This window comes from Novibacillus thermophilus (genome assembly GCF_002005165.1).
GTDB classification, from domain to species: Bacteria; Bacillota; Bacilli; order Thermoactinomycetales; family Novibacillaceae; genus Novibacillus; species Novibacillus thermophilus.
Window position 1 is genome coordinate 109,157 of sequence record NZ_CP019699.1, and the last position, 20,253, is coordinate 129,409.

Annotated in this window: 19 protein-coding genes, 1 pseudogene and 1 other annotated feature; of the genes and pseudogenes, 19 read left to right on the forward strand and 1 reads right to left on the reverse strand. The window is 52.8% G+C overall.

The window, feature by feature from the left end:
• Positions 1-32: 32 nt before the first annotated feature.
• Genes rpmG through nusG form a run of 3 tightly spaced genes read left to right on the forward strand, consistent with a single transcriptional unit; the run spans position 33 to position 1,032 of the window.
• Positions 33-182 carry a 50S ribosomal protein L33 gene (rpmG, locus tag B0W44_RS00595; RefSeq protein WP_077718332.1) on the forward strand — a complete coding sequence of 50 codons (150 nt, stop codon included), beginning with the start codon at positions 33-35 and terminating at the stop codon, positions 180-182.
• Positions 183-226: 44 nt separating this feature from the next.
• Positions 227-451: a preprotein translocase subunit SecE gene (gene secE, locus B0W44_RS00600; RefSeq protein WP_077718333.1), complete on the forward strand. Its 225-nt coding sequence runs from the start codon at positions 227-229 to the stop codon at positions 449-451.
• A 47-nt stretch (positions 452-498) separates the two neighbouring features.
• Positions 499-1,032, forward strand: coding sequence for a transcription termination/antitermination protein NusG (gene nusG / locus B0W44_RS00605; RefSeq protein WP_077718334.1), 534 nt, complete (start codon positions 499-501; stop codon positions 1,030-1,032).
• A gap of 281 nt (positions 1,033-1,313) precedes the next feature.
• Here the strand turns inward: nusG and B0W44_RS00610 are convergent.
• Positions 1,314-2,593 (reverse strand): annotated as a pseudogene (locus B0W44_RS00610) (ISNCY family transposase).
• A gap of 188 nt (positions 2,594-2,781) precedes the next feature.
• Here B0W44_RS00610 and rplK point away from each other — a divergent pair.
• From rplK to rplW, 16 genes are all read left to right on the forward strand, one after another.
• Positions 2,782-3,207: a 50S ribosomal protein L11 gene (gene rplK / locus B0W44_RS00615; protein ID WP_077718335.1), complete on the forward strand. Its 426-nt coding sequence runs from the start codon at positions 2,782-2,784 to the stop codon at positions 3,205-3,207.
• 58 nt (positions 3,208-3,265) lie between these two features.
• Positions 3,266-3,961: a 50S ribosomal protein L1 gene (gene rplA / locus B0W44_RS00620; protein WP_077718336.1), complete on the forward strand. Its 696-nt coding sequence runs from the start codon at positions 3,266-3,268 to the stop codon at positions 3,959-3,961.
• A gap of 56 nt (positions 3,962-4,017) precedes the next feature.
• Positions 4,018-4,152 (forward strand) — a sequence feature (ribosomal protein L10 leader region).
• 24 nt (positions 4,153-4,176) lie between these two features.
• A complete protein-coding gene (gene rplJ / locus B0W44_RS00625; RefSeq protein WP_077718337.1) occupies positions 4,177-4,689 on the forward strand; it encodes a 50S ribosomal protein L10 in 513 nt (170 codons plus the stop codon).
• Between the two features lie 34 nt (positions 4,690-4,723).
• Entirely contained in the window at positions 4,724-5,089 is a 366-nt protein-coding gene (gene rplL, locus B0W44_RS00630; RefSeq protein ID WP_077718338.1) for a 50S ribosomal protein L7/L12, read from the forward strand.
• 144 nt (positions 5,090-5,233) lie between these two features.
• The gene (locus B0W44_RS00635; RefSeq protein WP_335582639.1) at positions 5,234-5,749 is read left to right on the forward strand and encodes a class I SAM-dependent methyltransferase; all 516 of its coding nucleotides are present in this window, start codon (positions 5,234-5,236) and stop codon (positions 5,747-5,749) included.
• Between the two features lie 230 nt (positions 5,750-5,979).
• Positions 5,980-9,510 carry a DNA-directed RNA polymerase subunit beta gene (gene rpoB / locus B0W44_RS00640; protein ID WP_077718340.1) on the forward strand — a complete coding sequence of 1,177 codons (3,531 nt, stop codon included), beginning with the start codon at positions 5,980-5,982 and terminating at the stop codon, positions 9,508-9,510.
• A gap of 38 nt (positions 9,511-9,548) precedes the next feature.
• The gene (gene rpoC / locus B0W44_RS00645; RefSeq protein ID WP_077718341.1) at positions 9,549-13,166 is read left to right on the forward strand and encodes a DNA-directed RNA polymerase subunit beta'; all 3,618 of its coding nucleotides are present in this window, start codon (positions 9,549-9,551) and stop codon (positions 13,164-13,166) included.
• 83 nt (positions 13,167-13,249) lie between these two features.
• The gene (locus B0W44_RS00650) at positions 13,250-13,510 is read left to right on the forward strand and encodes a ribosomal L7Ae/L30e/S12e/Gadd45 family protein (RefSeq protein WP_077718342.1); all 261 of its coding nucleotides are present in this window, start codon (positions 13,250-13,252) and stop codon (positions 13,508-13,510) included.
• A gap of 235 nt (positions 13,511-13,745) precedes the next feature.
• Positions 13,746-14,156 carry a 30S ribosomal protein S12 gene (rpsL, locus tag B0W44_RS00655; protein ID WP_077718343.1) on the forward strand — a complete coding sequence of 137 codons (411 nt, stop codon included), beginning with the start codon at positions 13,746-13,748 and terminating at the stop codon, positions 14,154-14,156.
• 37 nt (positions 14,157-14,193) lie between these two features.
• On the forward strand, positions 14,194-14,664 hold the full coding sequence (rpsG, locus tag B0W44_RS00660; protein WP_077718344.1) for a 30S ribosomal protein S7: 471 nt from the start codon (positions 14,194-14,196) through the stop codon (positions 14,662-14,664).
• Positions 14,665-14,712: 48 nt separating this feature from the next.
• A complete protein-coding gene (fusA, locus tag B0W44_RS00665) occupies positions 14,713-16,788 on the forward strand; it encodes an elongation factor G (RefSeq protein ID WP_077718345.1) in 2,076 nt (691 codons plus the stop codon).
• A gap of 97 nt (positions 16,789-16,885) precedes the next feature.
• Positions 16,886-18,076, forward strand: coding sequence for an elongation factor Tu (gene tuf / locus B0W44_RS00670; protein ID WP_077718346.1), 1,191 nt, complete (start codon positions 16,886-16,888; stop codon positions 18,074-18,076).
• A gap of 236 nt (positions 18,077-18,312) precedes the next feature.
• On the forward strand, positions 18,313-18,621 hold the full coding sequence (gene rpsJ, locus B0W44_RS00675) for a 30S ribosomal protein S10 (RefSeq protein WP_149026892.1): 309 nt from the start codon (positions 18,313-18,315) through the stop codon (positions 18,619-18,621).
• A gap of 53 nt (positions 18,622-18,674) precedes the next feature.
• Positions 18,675-19,304, forward strand: a complete 630-nt coding sequence (rplC, locus tag B0W44_RS00680; RefSeq protein WP_077718347.1) for a 50S ribosomal protein L3 — start codon at positions 18,675-18,677, stop codon at positions 19,302-19,304.
• A 29-nt stretch (positions 19,305-19,333) separates the two neighbouring features.
• On the forward strand, positions 19,334-19,957 hold the full coding sequence (gene rplD / locus B0W44_RS00685) for a 50S ribosomal protein L4 (RefSeq protein WP_077718348.1): 624 nt from the start codon (positions 19,334-19,336) through the stop codon (positions 19,955-19,957).
• A complete protein-coding gene (gene rplW / locus B0W44_RS00690) occupies positions 19,954-20,244 on the forward strand; it encodes a 50S ribosomal protein L23 (RefSeq protein ID WP_077718349.1) in 291 nt (96 codons plus the stop codon). Before rplD ends, rplW begins: the two co-directional genes overlap by 4 nt.
• Positions 20,245-20,253: the final 9 nt, after the last annotated feature.

A 20,253-nucleotide genomic window follows, 5' to 3' on the forward strand; every position in this document is an offset into this window, starting at 1 on the left:
GCGTCAGTTTCACATAAAAGGAGGTACGCATCGTGCGTGTAACGGTTACGTTGGCGTGTACGGAATGTGGCGAACGCAACTACACAACGACAAAAAACAAACAGAAGCATCCTGATCGCATTGAATTCAGAAAGTACTGCCCGCGAGACAATCGTCACACCCTTCACCGTGAAACGAGGTAACGGAACTGTTATGAGATAGAGGGCATTAGAGGGGTGGCCAGGTAGTGGGCTTTTTGGCGAGATTGGGGAACGGCGTGAAAAATGGAGTGACGGGAACCTTCCGTTTCATACGGGACAGTGTTAACGAATTAAAGCGCGTCCGCTGGCCCAATCGCAAAGAGTTGACAAGTTACACGATCGTCGTTCTCGTAACGGTCATCATTGTTGCCATTTATTTTACGCTCTTGGATTTAGGGATTTCGAATCTTGTACAGTTGATTGTCGGATAACTTTACCCAATAAGGGGGCATAGGGGCGTTTTAGCCCTGGTCGAGCGATGGAAAAGATGTGGTATGTCGTCCATACGTACTCCGGGTACGAAAACAAAGTCAAGGCGAACCTGGAGAAACGCGTGGAATCGATGGAAATGCAAGACAAAATTTTCAGAGTTATGGTGCCGACAGAAGAGGAAGTGGAAAACAAAGACGGTCAGAAAAAGACGGTACAGCGCAAAGTTTTTCCTGGGTATGTGCTCGTCGAGATGATTATGACCGACGACTCGTGGTACGTCGTGCGCAATACACCGGGTGTGACCGGTTTCGTCGGCTCATCTGGCGCTGGCTCTAAACCGACTCCCCTCATGCCCGATGAAGTGCAGGCCATTCTGAAGAAAATGGGTGTGGAGGACGCGGTTCCAAAGATCGATTTCGACATTAACGAATCGGTCAAAGTGAAAGAGGGGCCGTTTACTGACTTCATCGGATCGATAGAGGAAATTGATGCGCAGCGGCAGAAGTTGAAAGTGCTGGTTAATATGTTCGGCCGAGAGACGCCCATCGAACTGGATTTTTCTCAAGTGGAGAAAGTTTAACAGTCTTTGTGACCGCAGTGAGACTTGTGGCTGAATCGCACCCCGCCTTAAGGTGGTGTCAAGCGTCAGTGAAAATGTCCTATTAACTCGTCAGTGATTCTGTCCTATTTTAGTTATTCCCCCATCCCGTTCAGGAGCGTAGCTTGTAGTGGGCATTTTATCAAGGGTAAAGGCGTATGCCCGAGTTTCACTCGCCCTTGATAAAATGCCCACTACAAGCTCCCTGGCTAAAAGGGATGAAGGGATCATTGTCCGTATTCTAACGGCACAGTCTAGATTTTTTAAGCCCGTTGTCGTATCCTAGATTTAGATTGGGTGCGCCCATATTGGCGCCAAGGATGATTGAGTGCGGGCTTGTGAGGTTGTTTCTCCGAGCTCGCCTTTTGTTTTTGCAGCGACTGGCGTTTTGGTTTTACTGTTTCCTTTAGGGGTAATCCACCCCTTTGTGCCGGACAAATAGTCTTCCGTCTAATGTTTCTCGCACTTCGACACGGGTTTTGCGCGGGATGGTTTGTTGGTGATCCGAGCGATCTATTGTGTAGGTTTTTCCTTTGTAAGCAATTGTTTCTCCGGTTCCCAGAGTACGCTTTTCACGGTAGCAAAGAATTAGATCCAACGCTTGTCCTTGTTCCAAAGGGACAAACGCACTTTCTGGGTCACGCGGTTCAACCGCAAACTGTTCGTTATGCGCTTTGATCAACTCCGGCAGCACCGTGTTGGCCTCCTCAATGGTGTCGATGCCCCGGAGGCGCAACTCGACAATCCAACGGTCTTGTAGCGTTTGGAACAGCCGTTCAATCCGTCCCTTGGCTTGTGGTGTTAAGGCTTTGATATGAGTCACACCTAACTCTTCAAGGGCTTGTCCGAATTGCGACAAAGGAACGGGTTCTCCCGCCAATTCCTGCTCGATCGTTTGCTTCTCGTTAGGGGAACGGAAAATCATATGGCGATCCGAATACACACTCATCGGAATGCCAGTTTGCTCAATCATCTGTCGTGTCAGCCTAAAATAGCCCTCGGTGTCCTCCTGTGGCCGGAAAAGAGCAGCCACGACTTTTCCAGTGGCATCATCAATGGCGGCAAGAAGGGACATCGGTTCCGCTCGATCTTCCAACCAAGGGTGAGGGCTCCCGTCCATTTGGACTAACATGCCGGCTTGTGGCTTTCGCTCACGTGGCCGGTGCACGTTAGCCGGACGCCGTTTGCGTTTCGGTTTGATGCCGGCCTCAGAGCGAATGCGACGCACGGTTGACGGACTGACGTGAATTCCTTCGTACTTGGCCAACAATTCGGCAAAATGCACATCATTACACCCTTGATACGCATCGCTTTGGTGGAGCTCCAGAATTCTTTGACGTGTATTGTCAGACAGTGCGTGTGCCGGTTTGCGTCCTTTGTTTTTGTGGATAATCCCCGTTTCCCCCTCCTCAAGCACCCGTTTTTTGAGACGACAAACCTGGCGGTAACTTAACCCAAGGAGTTCAGCGGCTTCACCTCCTGTGATCAAACCTTGAATCCAGCGATCAATGACGGTGTAACGCTTCAGCTCTTGTCTGCTCATGAATATGTTCTCTCCCATATGTGACATTTTCACTGACGCGTTACAATATGACAATATCACTGACGAACAACACCCCGCCTTAAGGTGGTTGCGATTTTCGTGTTTGTATGATAAATTTGGTTTTGTTTTGACAGTGGGAGGACTCACCATCCGCTCTAACCACATTATGGACGAAGGAGGTGGACGGCGTGGCAAAGAAAGTGTTTAAAGTGATTAAACTGCAAATTCCGGCCGGTAAAGCGAATCCGGCACCGCCGGTAGGGACGGCGTTGGGGCCTGCGGGCATTAACATTATGGCCTTTTGTAAAGACTTCAACGCCCAGACACAGGATCAAGCGGGACTGATTATACCGGTAGAAATTACGGTGTATGAAGACCGTTCGTTTACATTTGTCACCAAAACACCGCCGGCAGCCGTACTCTTGAAAAAGGCGTGCGGCATAGAGACGGGTTCTGGTGAACCGAACAAGAACAAAGTGGCGACGATCAAGCGGGATAAAATCCGCGAAATCGCAGAAACGAAAATGGCGGACCTGAACGCTGCCGACGTCGAAGCGGCGATGCGCATGGTGGAAGGAACCGCCAGAAGTATGGGGATTGCGGTAGAAGACTAATCGGTTCGGAAAGTGTGGGAGGAAGTCCTTCCGTTTGACCACAAAGGAGGATCGTAAGATGGCGAAACACGGCAAGAAATATAAACAGGCCTTGGAACAAGTGGACCGAGACAAGGCGTACGGCCCGACCGAAGCCCTTGATCTGGTCAAAAAAATCGCTCCGGCCAAATTTGATGAGACGGTGGAAGCCGCGATTCGGCTCAACGTGGATCCAAAGCGGTCTGACCAACAAGTGCGGGGAGCCGTCGTGCTGCCCCACGGAACCGGGAAAACGAAACGCGTTCTCGTGTTCGCCAAAGGCGAGAAAGCGAAAGAGGCAGAGGCGGCCGGCGCAGATTACGTCGGGGACGAAGACTTGATCGAAAAAGTGAGTCAAGGGTGGCTCGATTTTGACGTCGTCGTGGCCACGCCGGACATGATGGGTCAAGTGGGCAAACTCGGGCGCATTCTCGGTCCGAAAGGGTTAATGCCGAACCCGAAAACGGGGACGGTGACGTTTGAAGTCGAGAAAGCCGTCAGCGAGAGCAAAGCTGGTAAAATCGAGTACCGGGTCGATAAGGCGGGGAACGTTCACGCGCCGATCGGCAAAGTGTCGTTTGAAACGAGACAGCTGGCGGAAAACCTGGAAACGCTGATTGAGACACTAATTAAGGCCAAACCGCCGGCAGCTAAAGGCCAGTACATTCGCAATGTCTCCGTCTCTTCGTCTATGGGCCCAGGGATTCGCGTCGACATTTCGGCTGTTGCCAGCTGAAATCCTTGACGCGCGTGAAGTCGTGTGATAAGGTAAACACTGTCATTCATACATCACCCCATATACCGTCAATGCCGTAGACTGCAGGGGCGCTAAGCTTAAACCTCTACCCTGCCGAGGCGTGTGGAGCAGTTTGAACGTTTGCTTTCTGCAGCCTCCGTATGTCTTACGGAGGCTTTTCATATGCCGTGTCGAGAAGGAGGTGTTTAGAACACATGTCCTCTGCAACCATCGAGGAAAAGAAAAAAATTGTCGAGGAAATCACGGAAAAGCTGAAAAAGAGTAAAACGACCGTTCTGACTGATTACCGCGGACTAAATGTGGCCGAAGTGACGGAACTTCGAAAACAGCTTCGCGAAGCCGGTGTCGAGTTTAAAGTGTTAAAGAACACGATGTCGCGCCGGGCCGCAGAAGCTGCCGGTTTTACGGAACTCGAACAGCACCTCGTGGGTCCGACGGCATTTGCGTTTAGCTACGAAGACGTTGTGGCTCCGGCAAAAGTGTTGTACAAGTTCGCGAAAGATCACGAAGCATTAGAGATTAAAGCTGGCCTGTTGGAAGGTGAGTACGTCACCGTTGAACAGCTGAAGGAATTGGCTGATCTCCCGTCTTACGAAGGTCTGTTGTCCATGCTGTTGAGTGTTCTCCAGGCCCCGATGCGCAACATGGCTCTGGCGGTCAAGGCTGTGGCAGACCAACAAGGTGAAGGCGAAGGGCAAGAAGCGTAGACGAAAAAAGATGGAATGAATGGAGGTTATCTCATTGAGTAAGGAAGAAATTATTGAAGCGATTAAAGGCATGAGCGTTCTCGAACTGAATGACTTGGTAAAGGCGATTGAAGAAGAGTTTGGTGTAACGGCAGCTGCCCCCGTTGCAGTAGCAGGCGCTGCCGCACCGGCCGAAGCTGCTGAGGAGCAGACGGAGTTCGATGTCATTCTGGCTGAAGCTGGAGCTTCTAAAATTAACGTCATTAAAGCCGTTCGCACCATTACGGGTCTGGGCTTAAAAGAAGCGAAAGCTCTCGTCGACGAAGCGCCGAAGCCGATTAAAGAAGGGGTTTCCAAAGAAGAAGCCGAAGAAATTAAAGGCAAGTTGGAAGAAGCAGGTGCAAAAGTCGAGCTGAAGTAGTTTTAGTTCCGGTATAACCCGCTGAGTGTTCTCGGCGGGTTATCTGTCTAGGGGGCGATTTCCATCGGGGACCACTATTACTCTCGCAATCCGATCAGTGAAAGGGACAAACGGGAATTTTCGACAGACATTCGTGGCCGGACGTTGACATTTTCGACGGACGCGTCCGTATTCTCGAAAAAAGGGGTCGATTACGGAACGCGCCTGTTAATTGAAGCGCTGCCCCTGCCGCTGGAAGGAGACGTACTCGATCTCGGTTGCGGGTACGGTCCGATCGGAATCGCGGTCGCGTCGTGGTCTCCCCGTTCCCGCGTCGTGATGGCCGACGTCAATCGCCGGGCACTCGAACTGTGTCGTCACAATGCGAAACGGAATGGGGTTGAGCAGGTCACTGTCTTAGAAAGTGATGGACTGTCGGCGTTAAAACACCTTTCCTTTGACTGGGTTTTGACGAACCCTCCTATTCGCGCGGGCAAACGAGTCGTATACCGTTTATTCGAAGAAACGCGTACCCATTTGCGGGAAAACGGACAGTTTTGGCTCGTCATACAGAAAAAGCAAGGGGCTCCTTCTGCCATAAAAAAACTCCAGTCTCTCTTTTCCGACGTGACGGTCGCTGTAAGGAGTAAAGGGTATGCTGTTATACGCTGCCGTAACTAGACAGGAAAATCTGTCTGCAGAAACATTTTGACTTCGCCTATCGGCTATGATAAAATCTTAGAATGCCACCAAACCATCACAATGAATCTGTCATTTAGGGCAGGTGAATGAATAAACGATTTGAATTAGGCAAAGATGGGGATATGCACTTTTTGAATGAAAGGTAGTCACCCATTTTCTTTTTTTGTGGGGTCAAAGATTCCAATTATCGGGCATGAGGGGTGAAAGTGTTGACAGGTAAACTTGTACAGTACGGTCGGCGCCAGCGGAGAAGTTATGCGAGGATCGAAGAAGTCCTGGAACTGCCCAATTTAATTGAAGTACAGCTCAGCTCGTACCAGTGGTTTTTAGAACAAGGTTTGCGCGAAATGTTTCAAGAGATTTCCCCCATTGAAGACTTCACGGGGAATTTAGTGTTGGAATTTATCGATTACAGCTTGGGTGAACCGAAATACTCTATTGAAGAGGCGAAAGAGCGCGATGTTACGTACGCTGCGCCGCTGCGCGTCAAAGTGCGTTTGATCAATCAAGAAACGGGAGAAGTCAAGGAACAGGAAGTGTTCATGGGTGACTTCCCGCTTATGACCGATACCGGAACGTTTATCATTAACGGCGCGGAGCGAGTCATTGTCAGCCAGTTGGTCCGTTCACCTAGTGTTTATTTTAACACAAAAGTCGACAAAAACGGAAAGACAACTTACACGGGGACGGTCATCCCGAACCGCGGAGCTTGGCTAGAATTAGAGACAGACGCAAAGGACATCGTCTACGTGCGGATTGACCGTACGCGGAAGCTGCCCGTCACCGCCCTGTTGAGGGCACTCGGATTCAGTACGGACGCCGAGATCATCGAGGTGTTGGGCGATGAGGAGTACGTGCGCTACACACTGGACAAAGACAATACCGACTCGACCGAAAAAGCGTTAATTGAAATATACGAGCGTCTTCGCCCCGGCGAACCGCCGACGGTGGAAAACGCCAAGAGCCTGTTAAATTCGCGTTTCTTCGATCCGAAACGTTACGATTTGGCGAGTGTGGGCCGCTACAAGATCAACAAAAAGCTCAACGTCAAAAACCGTTTGCTCAACAAAAAGTTGGCCGAGCCGATTGTCGATGCCGAGAGCGGGGAAATCATCGCGGAGGCCGGACAAATTGTAGACCGTCGGCTGTTAGATAAGTTGATCCCCCATTTGGAAAAGGGATCCGGGAAGGAAACGTACAACATCACGGAAGGCCTGTCAGAAGAGACCAGTATCACTGTGCAGAGCGTGAAAGTGTACTCTCCGCTCGAAGACGGCAAAGTGATCAAAGTCATCGGAAACGGCGATATTTCCAACCAGACGAAGTGCATAACGGCGGCTGACATCGTCGCCTCCATCAACTACTTTATCAATCTATTGCACGGCATTGGGGACACAGACGACATTGACCACTTAGGCAACCGCCGTCTGCGTTCAGTCGGCGAACTGTTGCAAAATCAGTTTCGCATCGGCTTGTCGCGCATGGAACGCGTCGTGCGCGAGCGCATGTCCATCCAGGACGCCAACGCCATTACACCGCAGGCACTGATCAACATCCGCCCGGTCATCGCGTCCATCAAGGAGTTTTTCGGGTCCAGCCAGTTGTCGCAGTTTATGGACCAAACGAATCCACTTGCAGAGTTGACGCACAAAAGGCGTTTAAGCGCGTTGGGACCTGGCGGTCTGACGCGGGAGCGAGCCGGTTTCGAAGTGCGCGACGTCCACAACTCTCACTACGGACGCATGTGCCCCATTGAGACGCCGGAAGGTCCGAATATCGGGTTGATCAACTCCCTTTCCACTTATGCCCGGGTGAACGAATTCGGCTTTATCGAGACGCCGTACCGGAAAGTCGATCCCGAAACGGGCCGCGTCACTGATGAAATTGTCTATTTGACGGCAGATGAAGAGGACAACTACATTATCGGGCAGGCAAACGCGCCTTTAAACGAAGACGGTTCGTTTGTGAAAGACGAAGTCCTCGCCCGCTACCGGGACGACGTGATGACAGTTCCGAAGGAGCGCGTCGATTTTATGGACGTCTCCCCGAAACAAGTCGTCTCTGTCGCAACGGCGTGCATCCCGTTTTTGGAAAACAACGACTCGAACCGAGCGTTAATGGGATCGAACATGCAGCGTCAAGCGGTGCCACTCCTCGTCCCTGAGGCGCCGATCATCGGAACCGGCATGGAGTACAAAGCCGCCAAAGATTCCGGTGTGTGCGTCATTGCCAAGCGCCCCGGAACGGTGGAGCGCGTCACAGCAGATGAAATATGGGTGCGCCACGAAGGAGAAGTGGACGGTCAGCGTGTCGCAGGCGACTTAGATAAATATAAGCTGTACAAATTTGTGCGTTCCAACCAGGGAACGTGTATCAACCAGCGTCCCATCGTGAAAAAAGGCGACCGCGTGGAAAAAGGGGACGTCATCGCCGACGGCCCGTCCACGGAGATGGGAGAGCTGGCGCTCGGAAAGAATGTGATCGCCGCCTTTATGACGTGGGAAGGGTACAACTACGAAGACGCCATTCTCTTGAGCGAAAAGCTCGTCAAAGAAGACGTGTACACGTCGATTCACATCGAAGAGTACGAATCGGAAGCCCGTGACACGAAGCTCGGGCCGGAAGAAATTACCCGCGACATCCCCAACGTCGGAGAAGATGCTTTGCGCAACTTGGACGAACGCGGGATTATACGCATCGGTGCGGAAGTGAAGTCCGGGGATATTCTCGTCGGCAAAGTGACGCCGAAAGGGGTCACGGAACTGACGGCGGAAGAGCGGTTGCTGCACGCCATATTCGGTGAGAAGGCGCGGGAAGTGCGCGATACGTCTCTGAGGGTCCCGCACGGAACGAGCGGCATCGTTGTCGATGTCAAAGTGTTTACACGGGAAAACGGCGATGAGTTGCCCCCGGGTGTCAACCAGCTCGTGCGGGTGTACATCGCCCAGAAGAGAAAAATTTCCGAAGGTGACAAAATGGCCGGACGACACGGGAACAAAGGGGTGATCGCCCGCATTTTGCCGGAAGAAGATATGCCCTTTCTCCCAGACGGAACGCCGGTTGACATCGTACTGAACCCTCTCGGGGTTCCGTCGCGGATGAACATTGGACAGGTGCTGGAAACACACCTGGGCATGGCGGCAAAAGCGATGAACATTTACGTCGCTTCCCCGGTGTTTGACGGCGCAACGGAAGATGACACGATTGAAGCGTTGAAAGAAGCTGGTCTCGATGAAGACGGCAAAACTGTGCTGTACGACGGGCGCAGTGGTGAACCGTTTGAAAATCGCGTCACCGTCGGCGTCTTGTATATGCTGAAGTTGGCACACATGGTAGACGACAAAATTCACGCCCGGTCCACCGGTCCGTACTCCCTCGTCACCCAGCAACCGCTGGGCGGAAAAGCCCAGTTCGGTGGTCAGCGCTTTGGCGAAATGGAAGTATGGGCGCTGGAAGCGTACGGTGCGGCTTATACGCTGCAAGAAATTTTGACTGTCAAGTCAGATGACGTCGTCGGTCGCGTGAAGACGTACGAAGCGATTGTCAAAGGGGAAAACGTTCCGGAACCCGGTGTGCCGGAATCGTTTAAAGTGCTGATCAAAGAGTTGCAGAGTCTCGGAATGGACGTGAAAATTCTCGCCGAAGACGAGGAGGAAATCGAAATTCGCGAAATTGACGATGATGAAGATCAGTCCGGGGATAAACAGTTGAACCTGAACTTGGAGACAGCGGAAAAGTAGTGCCCACACTTGCCACCACTCATGAGGAGGGTTGACCTTTGTTAGATGTCAACAACTTTCAGTTTATGAAAATCGGCCTGGCCTCTCCCAACAAGATTCGGTCCTGGTCGCGCGGTGAGGTGAAAAAGCCGGAGACGATCAACTACCGGACGCTTAAGCCAGAAAAAGAAGGTCTTTTTTGCGAAAAGATTTTCGGTCCGACCAAAGACTGGGAGTGCCATTGCGGGAAATATAAGCGCGTCCGCTACAAGGGCGTTGTCTGTGACCGCTGTGGCGTGGAAGTGACACGGGCAAAAGTGCGCCGCGAGCGGATGGGGCACATCGAATTGGCGGCGCCGGTTTCCCACATTTGGTACTTTAAAGGCATCCCGAGCCGCATGGGGCTCGTACTGGATATGTCCCCTAGGGCTTTGGAGGAAGTGATTTACTTTGCTTCCTACGTCGTAACCGATCCCGGCGACACACCGTTGGAGAAGAAACAGCTGCTCTCGGAAAAAGAATACCGCAGTTACCGGGAAAAATACGGTCAGGCGTTCCAAGCGATGATGGGAGCGGAGGCGATTAAGAAACTGCTTTCGGAAATTGATCTGAACCAAGAGGTTGCGGCGCTGAAAGAAGAACTGAACACCGCGCAGGGACAGCGACGCAACCGCGTCATTAAGCGCCTGGAAGTGTTAGAGGCCTTCCGTCACTCGGGCAACGAGCCGGAATGGATGATTTTAGAGGTTCTGCCGGTCATTCCGCCGGAACTCCGCCCGATGGTGCAACTTGACGGTGGACGCTTTGCTACCTCCGATTTGAACGACCTGTACCGTCGCGTCATTAACCGTAACAACCGGCTTAAACGACTGCTGGATCTCGGGGCGCCGGACATTATCGTCCAAAACGAGAAACGGATGTTGCAGGAAGCAGTTGACGCTCTCATCGACAACGGTCGCCGCGGCCGCCCAGTGACAGGTCCAGGCAACCGCCCGCTCAAGTCCCTCAGCCACATGCTGAAAGGGAAACAGGGACGGTTCCGTCAAAACCTCCTCGGCAAACGCGTCGACTACTCGGGCCGTTCCGTCATCGTCGTCGGACCAGAACTGAAAATGTACCAGTGCGGACTGCCGAAAGAAATGGCCCTCGAGCTGTTTAAGCCGTTTGTGATGAAAGAGTTGGTCAGCAAGGGGCTGGCGCACAACATTAAGAGCGCCAAGCGCAAAGTGGAACGGGTACATCCCGAAGTGTGGGACGTTCTGGAAGAAGTGATCAAGGAGCACCCCGTTTTGCTCAACCGGGCCCCGACACTGCACCGGTTGGGAATTCAGGCGTTTGAACCCGTTTTGGTTGAAGGGCGTGCGATCAAACTGCACCCCCTTGTCTGTACAGCGTACAACGCCGACTTTGACGGGGACCAGATGGCCGTTCACGTCCCTCTGTCAGCGGAAGCTCAGGCAGAAGCGCGCATTTTGATGTTGGCCGCACAAAATATTTTGAACCCGAAAGACGGCAAACCCGTCGTGACCCCGTCTCAAGACATGGTGCTCGGCAGTTACTACTTGACACTGGAGCGGGAAGGCGCACTGGGAGAAGGCGGCGTGTACTCCTCGCCTGGTGAGGTGATTAACGCCTATCAGCAGGGGTACGTCGCGCTGCACGCGCGCATCGCCATTCCAGCTCGTACACTCGGCAAAACGTCGTTTAGCGACAAACAGCAAAAGGCGCTCATGGTGACGACGCCAGGAAAAATTATTTTCAACGAAATTTTCCCGGCCGATTACCCGTACATCAACTCTCCAGAAGAGCAGAAAACGATCGATCAGACGCCGGATAAGTATTTCATCTATGAGAAAGGGAAAGATGTGCGGGAATTCATTCGCGGCCTGGAGCCGACGGAAGCCGTTGCCAAAAAGTACCTCGGACTCATGATCGCTGAATGTTTCCGCCGGTACGGGACGACGGCGACGTCGGTCATTATGGACCGGGTCAAAGCGCATGGGTTTAATTACTCGACAAAAGCGGGGATCACGATTTCAGTCTCTGACGTTATCGTGCCCAACAACAAAAAGCAGCTCCTCCGAGAGGCCGAAGAGAAAGTTCAGACGGTGATGAAACAATTCCGGCGCGGCTTGATTACAGAAGATGAGCGTTACGAACGAGTGATCTCCATTTGGAGCAAGGCGAAAGACGACATTACCGACATATTGATGAAATCCCTTGACGCGTTCAACCCGATTTACATGATGGCCCATTCCGGTGCAAGGGGAAACGTTGCACAAATAACGCAATTAGCCGGGATGCGCGGACTCATGTCGGCACCTTCTGGGAAGATCATCGAAATGCCGATCAAATCCAATTTCCGCGAAGGGCTGACTGTGTTGGAATACTTCATTTCCACACACGGTGCGCGAAAAGGGTTGGCCGATACGGCATTGAGAACAGCCGACTCCGGATACTTGACCCGGCGGCTGGTCGATGTGGCGCAGGATGTCATCGTCCGCGAAGAGGACTGTGGGACAGATAAAGGGGTCCGCATTCGCGCTCTTCGGGACGGTCGAGAAGTCATCGAAAGCCTGTACGACCGCATTGTGGGCAGGCTCGCTTTCCGAACAGTTCGCCATCCGGATACGGGCGACGTCATCGTTGAACGCAACGAAATGATCGATGAAGACAAAGCGAAGCGCATTGTGGACGCCGGAATAAAGGAAGTTGACATTCGCTCTGTGCTCAGTTGCCGTACGCGGCACGGCGTGTGCAAGAAGTGTTACGGCCGCAATTTGGCCCTCGGAACACAAGTGGAAATCGGAGAGGCCGTCGGCATTATCGCCGCCCAGTCTATCGGGGAGCCCGGCACGCAGCTGACGATGCGCACGTTCCACACAGGCGGTGTCGCAGGAGACGACATTACGCAAGGTTTGCCGCGGATTCAGGAACTTTTTGAAGCGCGCAATCCGAAAGGGCAGGCGGTCATTACAGAAATTTCCGGTACAGTGACAGACATACGCGAAACGAAAGACCGCCGCGAGGTAGAAGTGAAAGGCGAGGCGGAAACGAAAGTTTACGCGATACCGTACGGGGCTCGCCTGAGCGTGGCCGTTGACGACCGAGTAGCAGCAGGAGACCTTCTGACCGAAGGCTCTGTGGATCCGAAGGAACTCCTGTTAGTGAAAGGAGTGCGCGGCGTACAAGAGTACATTTTGCAAGAAGTGCAAAAAGTGTACCGCATGCAAGGCGTGGAAATTAACGACAAGCACATCGAAGTGATGATTCGGCAGATGATGCGAAAAGTGCGCATTACCGATGCAGGGGATACCGATTTGTTGCCTGGTTCTGCTGTCGATGTCCACGAATTCGAAGAGGCCAACGAAAAAGTGTTTGAAAATGGAGGAGACCCGGCTGTCGCAAGGCCGATCCTGCTCGGAATCACAAAGGCGTCGCTGGAGACGGATTCGTTCCTGTCAGCCGCTTCGTTCCAAGAAACGACGCGGGTACTGACCGATGCGGCGATCAAGGGCAAGGTCGACGAACTGCTCGGCTTGAAGGAAAACGTCATTATTGGAAAGCTCGTACCGGCCGGGACGGGTATGAACCGTTACCGAAACGTGAAGGTCGACGACGGCCGAGCTGGCGAAGAACGAGCGGAAGCTGGCCAAGAAGCGGTCGCGGTCGATTAAAGGTTTGGCGTGTTGACATTCCGAAAACGGGATGGTACTATATTCGAGTATGTCAATGATCCTGTCAGCTTTGGAGGGCTGTCATGTCTTATGATAAAGTGAAGCAGGCGAACAAAATTTGTGTCGGCGTCAAGCAGACAAAAAAGGCACTAGAACAACAAAAACTGAAAGAAGTCGTCGTGGCACGAGACGCTGACCCGAATGTAACGGCACCGGTTGTAGAGCTGTGTGAACAACACGGGGTGCCGGTCAGTTACGTTGAATCTATGAAACAACTGGGGGCTGCAAGCAACATTGATGTCGGAGCTTCAACGGTCGGTATTTTGAATGAAGAGACCTCGTGACGGAGGCTGTCCCATGCGTCAATGTGTGTGGCAGCCGTGTCACTACATCGACGGTCTCCCTTCTTTTTTGTCCGAAAATGAACCGCCTGGATCTGTGGGCTTGAAGCGTGCGGCCGGCTTAGGCCGATGTTTTAAGCCCCTCAACGCAAGGCGTAGGTGACCAGGTGACGATAGATTTCCACAGTTTGCAGTCCGAATGTGTGGATCAAATGTTGAGGAAGGAGGTGGCAACAGGATGCCGACGATTAACCAACTCGTGCGCAAAGGGAGAAAACGCAAAGTCAGCCAATCTGACTCACCGGCTCTGCAATTTGGTTACAACAGCTTTCGCAAAGAGCATACGCATCTAAATTCGCCCCAAAAGCGCGGTGTGTGCACGCGTGTGGGGACGATGACACCGAAGAAGCCGAACTCTGCCTTGCGCAAGTACGCGCGGGTTCGCTTGTCCAACCAGATTGAGGTGACGGCTTACATTCCCGGAATCGGGCACAACCTGCAAGAACACAGTGTCGTCTTAGTGCGCGGCGGTCGGGTGAAAGATCTGCCGGGTGTCCGCTACCACATCGTGAGAGGGGCTCTGGACACCGCGGGCGTACAAGATCGTAAACAAGGTCGCTCCAAATACGGGACGAAGCGCCCGAAATAGTGCGTGAAACGAATGAAGTAGTGAAGGAGGAGTGGAAGTGCCGCGTAAGGGACCTGTCCCGCGCCGGGACGTATTACCGGATCCTATATACAACAGCAAGCTTGTGACTCGCCTAATCAATCGGATCATGATTGACGGTAAGAAAGGCGTTGCACAAAGAATTTTGTATGAGGCGTTTGAAATCATTCGCGAACGTACGGGAAAAGATCCGTTGGAAGTGTTTGAGCAAGCACTCAAAAACGTTATGCCCGTACTGGAAGTGCGCGCGCGCCGTGTCGGGGGTGCCAACTATCAAGTGCCGGTCGAGGTGCGACCGGAACGCCGAAAAAGTTTGGCCCTCAGATGGATCGTGAACTACGCACGGTTGCGGAGCGAAAAAACGATGCAAGAGCGTTTAGCTGCTGAAATTATGGATGCGGCGAACAACAACGGTGCATCGGTGAAGAAGAAAGAAGATACCCACCGGATGGCAGAAGCCAACAAGGCGTTTGCTCACTACCGCTGGTAATGAAAGGCCGGTAGGGTACGGAACTCATCACGAAAGGAGAAAAACAGAATGGCTCGCGAATTCTCCTTAAAAGACACACGTAACATCGGGATCATGGCACATATTGATGCGGGCAAAACGACCACGACAGAGCGCATTTTGTTCTACACCGGTCGAGTGCACAAGATAGGGGAGACCCATGAAGGTGCCGCGACGATGGACTGGATGGAGCAGGAACAGGAGCGCGGAATCACCATCACGTCTGCTGCGACCACTGCCCAGTGGAAAGGACACCGCATTAATATTATCGATACCCCGGGGCACGTCGACTTCACAGTCGAAGTGGAACGTTCGCTGCGTGTGTTGGACGGAGCAGTCGGCGTATTTTGCGCCAAAGGCGGGGTAGAGCCGCAATCGGAAACGGTCTGGCGCCAGGCAGACAAGTACCGGGTGCCGCGCATAGCGTACGTGAACAAAATGGACATTGTCGGGGCCGATTTCTTCGGTGCAGTCGAGCAAATGCGCGAACGCCTGCAGGCAAACGCAGTTCCGATTCAGCTGCCGATCGGAAAAGAGGACACGTTCGAAGGGATCATCGACTTAATCGAAAATGTCGCCTACTATTACTTGGACGAACTGGGGACGCGTTCTGAAGCGCGTGAGATTCCAGACGAATACAAAGAGCAAGCGGAAGAGTACCGTACCGCTTTGCTCGAAGCTGTCGCGGAGTTGGACGAAACGCTCATGGAGAAATACTTGGAAGGAGAAGAGCTGACGGAAGACGAAATCAAGTCAGCGCTGCGCAAGGGAACGTGTAACGTAGAAATTACGCCTGTGCTTTGCGGTTCCTCCTATAAAAACAAGGGCGTGCAACTGTTGTTGGATGCAGTTGTCAACTACTTGCCGTCGCCCCTCGACGTCCCGGCGATCAAAGGGCATTTGCCGGACGGCGAGGAAGCAGAGCGGCATTCGGGAGACGACGAGCCGCTCGCGGCCTTGGCGTTTAAGATCATGTCCGATCCTTACGTCGGGAAGCTGACGTTCTTCCGCGTGTACTCGGGAATGCTCAACTCCGGTTCGTACGTGTTGAATTCGACGAAGCAAAAGCGGGAACGCATCGGGCGCATTTTGCAGATGCATGCGAACCACCGGGAAGAAGTGAGCACAGTGTATGCCGGTGACATCGCCGCTGCCGTCGGGTTGAAAGACACGACGACAGGTGATACGCTATGTGACGAAAAGAGCCCCATCGTTCTTGAGTCGATGGTTTTCCCAGAGCCGGTCATTGACCTGGCGATTGAGCCGAAGACGAAAGCTGACCAGGAAAAGATGGCGACAGCCCTAGCCAAACTGGCAGAAGAAGACCCGACGTTCCGGACGAAAGCAGACGAGGAAACGGGGCAGACCATCATCTCAGGAATGGGCGAACTGCACCTTGACGTCATCGTCGACCGGTTGTTGCGGGAATACAAAGTGGAAGCGAACATCGGGCAACCGCAGGTGGCCTACAGGGAGACATTCCGCACTTCCGCTGAAGTGGAAGGAAAGTACATCCGCCAGTCCGGTGGACGCGGACAGTACGGCCACGTGTGGATTCGCTTTGAACCGTTAGAGGAAGGCAGCGGCTTCGAATTCGAAAACAATATCGTCGGCGGTGTCGTGCCGCGGGAGTACATCCCCGCTGTACAAAGCGGCATCGAAGAAGCGATGCAAAACGGCGTGTTGGCCGGCTACCCGCTGGTGGATATCAAAGCGACGTTGTACGACGGTTCTTACCACGATGTCGACTCGTCGGAAATGGCGTTTAAAATAGCCGCGTCCATCGCCCTCAAAGAAGCGAAAAAACACTGTAACCCGGTTCTGTTGGAGCCGATTATGAAAGTCGAAGTCGACATACCGGAAGAGTACCTGGGTGACATTATGGGCGACATTAACTCCCGCCGCGGGCGCATTGAAGGCATGGATGACCGGTCTGGCGCAAAAGTAATCCGGGCTTTCGTACCCCTCGCTGAAATGTTCGGCTATGCCACGACTTTGCGTTCGCGCACCCAGGGGCGCGGAAATTACAGCATGTACTTTGACCATTACGAAGAAGTGCCGAAGAATATCGCCGATGACATTATCAAAAAAGCGTCCGGTGAGTGAAACGAGTTTTAGCTGTCTGCGAGGCGGGATAACCGTTTCGCAGCTTCATCCATAAAAAATAACAGCATATTAAGGTATGAAGGAGGATTTCTTCAACATGTCAAAAGAAAAGTTTGAGCGTTCAAAACCACACGTTAACGTTGGCACGATCGGTCACGTTGACCACGGAAAAACGACGCTGACCGCTGCGATTACGACAGTGCTGGCTTCAAAGGGAAGCGGTGAAGCCCGCGGCTACGATCAGATCGACAACGCTCCGGAAGAGCGCGAACGCGGCATTACCATTGCGACGTCTCACGTGGAGTACGAAACAGAAAACCGTCACTACGCCCACGTAGACTGCCCGGGTCACGCTGACTACGTCAAAAACATGATCACCGGTGCAGCCCAAATGGACGGCGCCATCCTTGTCGTATCCGCTGCAGACGGTCCGATGCCGCAAACGCGGGAACACATCTTGTTGTCCCAACAAGTCGGCGTCTCCCACATCGTCGTGTTCTTGAACAAGTGCGACATGGTTGACGACGAAGAGCTGTTGGAACTCGTCGAAATGGAAGTGCGCGACCTGCTCTCGGAGTACGACTTCCCCGGCGACGACATTCCAGTCATTCGCGGTTCGGCACTGAAAGCTTTAGAAGACCCGAACGGGGAATGGGCTAAAAGCATTCACGAATTAATGGAGCAAGTCGACTCCTACATTCCGACACCGGAACGCGCCGTAGACAAAGACTTCCTCATGCCCGTGGAAGACGTGTTCTCCATTACCGGCCGCGGTACCGTTGCAACCGGCCGTGTTGAACGGGGAACGATCAAAGTGGGCGACGAAGTTGAAATCGTCGGAATTAAACCCGAAACGAACAAAACAGTCGTAACCGGTGTGGAAATGTTCCGCAAACTGTTGGATCAAGCAGAAGCCGGTGACAACATCGGGGCTCTTCTGCGCGGTGTGGACCGGGATGAAGTCGAACGCGGTCAAGTACTGGCAAAACCTGGTTCCGTGAATCCCCACACGAAATTTTCCGGCGAAGTGTACATTTTGACGAAGGAAGAAGGTGGGCGTCACACCCCGTTCTTTAACGGATACCGTCCCCAATTCTACTTCCGCACAACAGACGTCACAGGTGTCATCACTCTGCCTGAGGGGACGGAAATGGTGATGCCTGGTGACAACGTCACGATGGATGTCGAGCTGATCGCTCCGATCGCCATCGAAGACGGAACGCGCTTCGCTATTCGTGAAGGTGGGCGCACTGTCGGTGCCGGCGTTGTCACAAAAATTAACGAGTAGTCTGTAGATCCCCAAGCCCCTGGGTGTCTCTCACCCGGGGGTTTTGTGTACTATGCGTATATTCCGATTTTTTTCTTGCATCGTCTGGATGTTTTTTATATAATAGGGAACGTTGCCATGGACTTGCGATGAAGCGGGAGGTTGCTGACACACCCGGCTGCTTTGTCTTGGTGTGTGAGGATAATTTCCGCGGAGAATTGTCTGTTGGTCAAATAGGCGTACAAGGAGGGAAAGTCATGGCAAAGCAAAAAATTCGCATTCGTTTAAAGGCTTATGATCATCGCATTTTAGATCAATCTGCTGACAAGATCGTTGAAACGGCTAAACGGTCGGGCGCTGACGTGTCCGGACCCGTCCCGCTTCCGACGGAGAGAAGCGTGTATACGATTCTTCGAGCCGTGCACAAGTACAAAGATTCCCGTGAGCAGTTCGAGATGCGTACACATAAGCGCCTCATCGACATTGTCAATCCGACGCCCCAGACCGTCGACTCGCTGATGCGTCTGGATTTGCCGTCCGGTGTTGATATCGAAATCAAACTGTGACATTAAGCGTTGACGTGTAGATGGAACCACGTTGCAACAGGAGGTGTGCGAAAATGAGGAAAGGTATCTTGGGAAAAAAACTCGGGATGACTCAAGTGTTTAACGAAGAGGGCGAAGCGGTACCCGTCACTGTCATCGAAGCGGGGCCGTGCGTCGTCTTGCAAGTGAAGCGCGAGGAACACGAAGGGTACAACGCCATCCAGCTCGGGTTTGACGATCAGAAAGAACACCGGGCCAACAAACCGATGCTCGGCCACGCCAAAAAAGCCGGAACGGCGCCCAAGCGCTACATTAGAGAGATACGCGACGTCAATCTTGACGACTACGAAGTAGGAAAAGAAGTGAAAGTTGACATTTTCGCCAAGGGAGAGAAAGTAGACATCGTCGGAACGTCGAAAGGAAAAGGGTTTGCCGGTTCGATCAAGCGGCACAAACAGAGGCGCGGCCCGATGTCTCACGGTTCACACTACCATCGCGGTCCCGGCTCTCTCGGAGCGATAGACCCGATGCGCGTGTTCAAAGGGCGTAAACTTCCGGGCCGCATGGGCGGGGAGCGCGTCACCATACAGAACCTGGAAGTGGTGGATGTCGATGCCGATCGAAACTTGCTTCTCGTAAAAGGGGCCATCCCAGGGACGAAAAACAGCTACATCACCATTAAATCGGCCGTTAAAAGTCGTTAATGGATCTTTTGGCGAAAGGAGGAACACACATGCCTAAAGTAACGATACGCAATATGGACGGTTCCGAAGTCGGTGAATTGGAACTGTCAGATGCCGTATTCGGCATTGAACCGAACGAATCCGTCCTGCACGAAGCAGTTGTCATGCAACAGGCGTCGATGCGACGTGGAACCCACGCTGTCAAAAACCGTTCCGCCGTACGCGGCGGCGGGCGCAAACCGTGGCGGCAAAAAGGGACAGGTCGCGCACGCCATGGCAGTATTCGCTCTCCCCAGTGGGTCGGCGGAGGTGTCGTTTTCGGGCCGACTCCGCGCAGTTATCGCTATAAATTGCCGAAAAAAGTGCGTCGGCTAGCGATAAAGTCCGCCCTTTCTTCCAAAGTGAAGGACAATGAGCTCATCGTGTTGGAGAGCCTCACGTTCGACGAGCCGAAAACGAAAGAGATGGTGCGTGTTCTGTCAAACTTGGACGCCAAAGAGGCGCTCATCGTCGTCAAGGACCGCAACGAAAACGCAGAGCTCTCTGCGCGTAACATTCAGGGCGTGACGTTAATACCGTCTAGCAAAATCAACGTGTTGGACGTGTTAAAGCACGACAAGCTGATTATGACGGTCGATGCCGTTTCTCAAGTGGAGGAGGTGCTCAGCTCGTGAAAAATCCCCACGACGTCATCATACGACCGATCATTACTGAAAAAAGCACCGACTTGATGGAAAAGAAGAAGTACGCGTTTGAAGTCGACAGGAAAGCCAACAAGACGGAAATCAAGCAAGCGGTAGAAAGTATTTTTGACGTGAAAGTCGTCAAAGTGAACACGATGAAAATGCCGCGCAAACCGAAAACGTTCGGTCGGTATTCCGGCTACACGGCACTGCGCAAAAAAGCGATTGTCACGTTGAGCGAAGACAGCAAGCCGCTGGAATTCTTTGAAGGTGTGTAGAGCTTAATG

Bases quoted from the DNA above. Each gene is read 5' to 3' on its own strand.
- nusG (WP_077718334.1), top strand. From the start codon at position 499: ATGGAAAAGATGTGGTATGTCGTCCATACGTACTCCGGGTACGAAAAC.
- rplA (WP_077718336.1), top strand. From the start codon at position 3,266: ATGGCGAAACACGGCAAGAAATATAAACAGGCCTTGGAACAAGTGGAC.
- rplJ (WP_077718337.1), top strand. From the start codon at position 4,177: ATGTCCTCTGCAACCATCGAGGAAAAGAAAAAAATTGTCGAGGAAATC.
- B0W44_RS00650 (WP_077718342.1), top strand. From the start codon at position 13,250: ATGTCTTATGATAAAGTGAAGCAGGCGAACAAAATTTGTGTCGGCGTC.
- rpsL (WP_077718343.1), top strand. From the start codon at position 13,746: ATGCCGACGATTAACCAACTCGTGCGCAAAGGGAGAAAACGCAAAGTC.
- fusA (WP_077718345.1), top strand. From the start codon at position 14,713: ATGGCTCGCGAATTCTCCTTAAAAGACACACGTAACATCGGGATCATG.
- tuf (WP_077718346.1), top strand. From the start codon at position 16,886: ATGTCAAAAGAAAAGTTTGAGCGTTCAAAACCACACGTTAACGTTGGC.
- rpsJ (WP_149026892.1), top strand. From the start codon at position 18,313: ATGGCAAAGCAAAAAATTCGCATTCGTTTAAAGGCTTATGATCATCGC.
- rplC (WP_077718347.1), top strand. From the start codon at position 18,675: ATGAGGAAAGGTATCTTGGGAAAAAAACTCGGGATGACTCAAGTGTTT.
- rplD (WP_077718348.1), top strand. From the start codon at position 19,334: ATGCCTAAAGTAACGATACGCAATATGGACGGTTCCGAAGTCGGTGAA.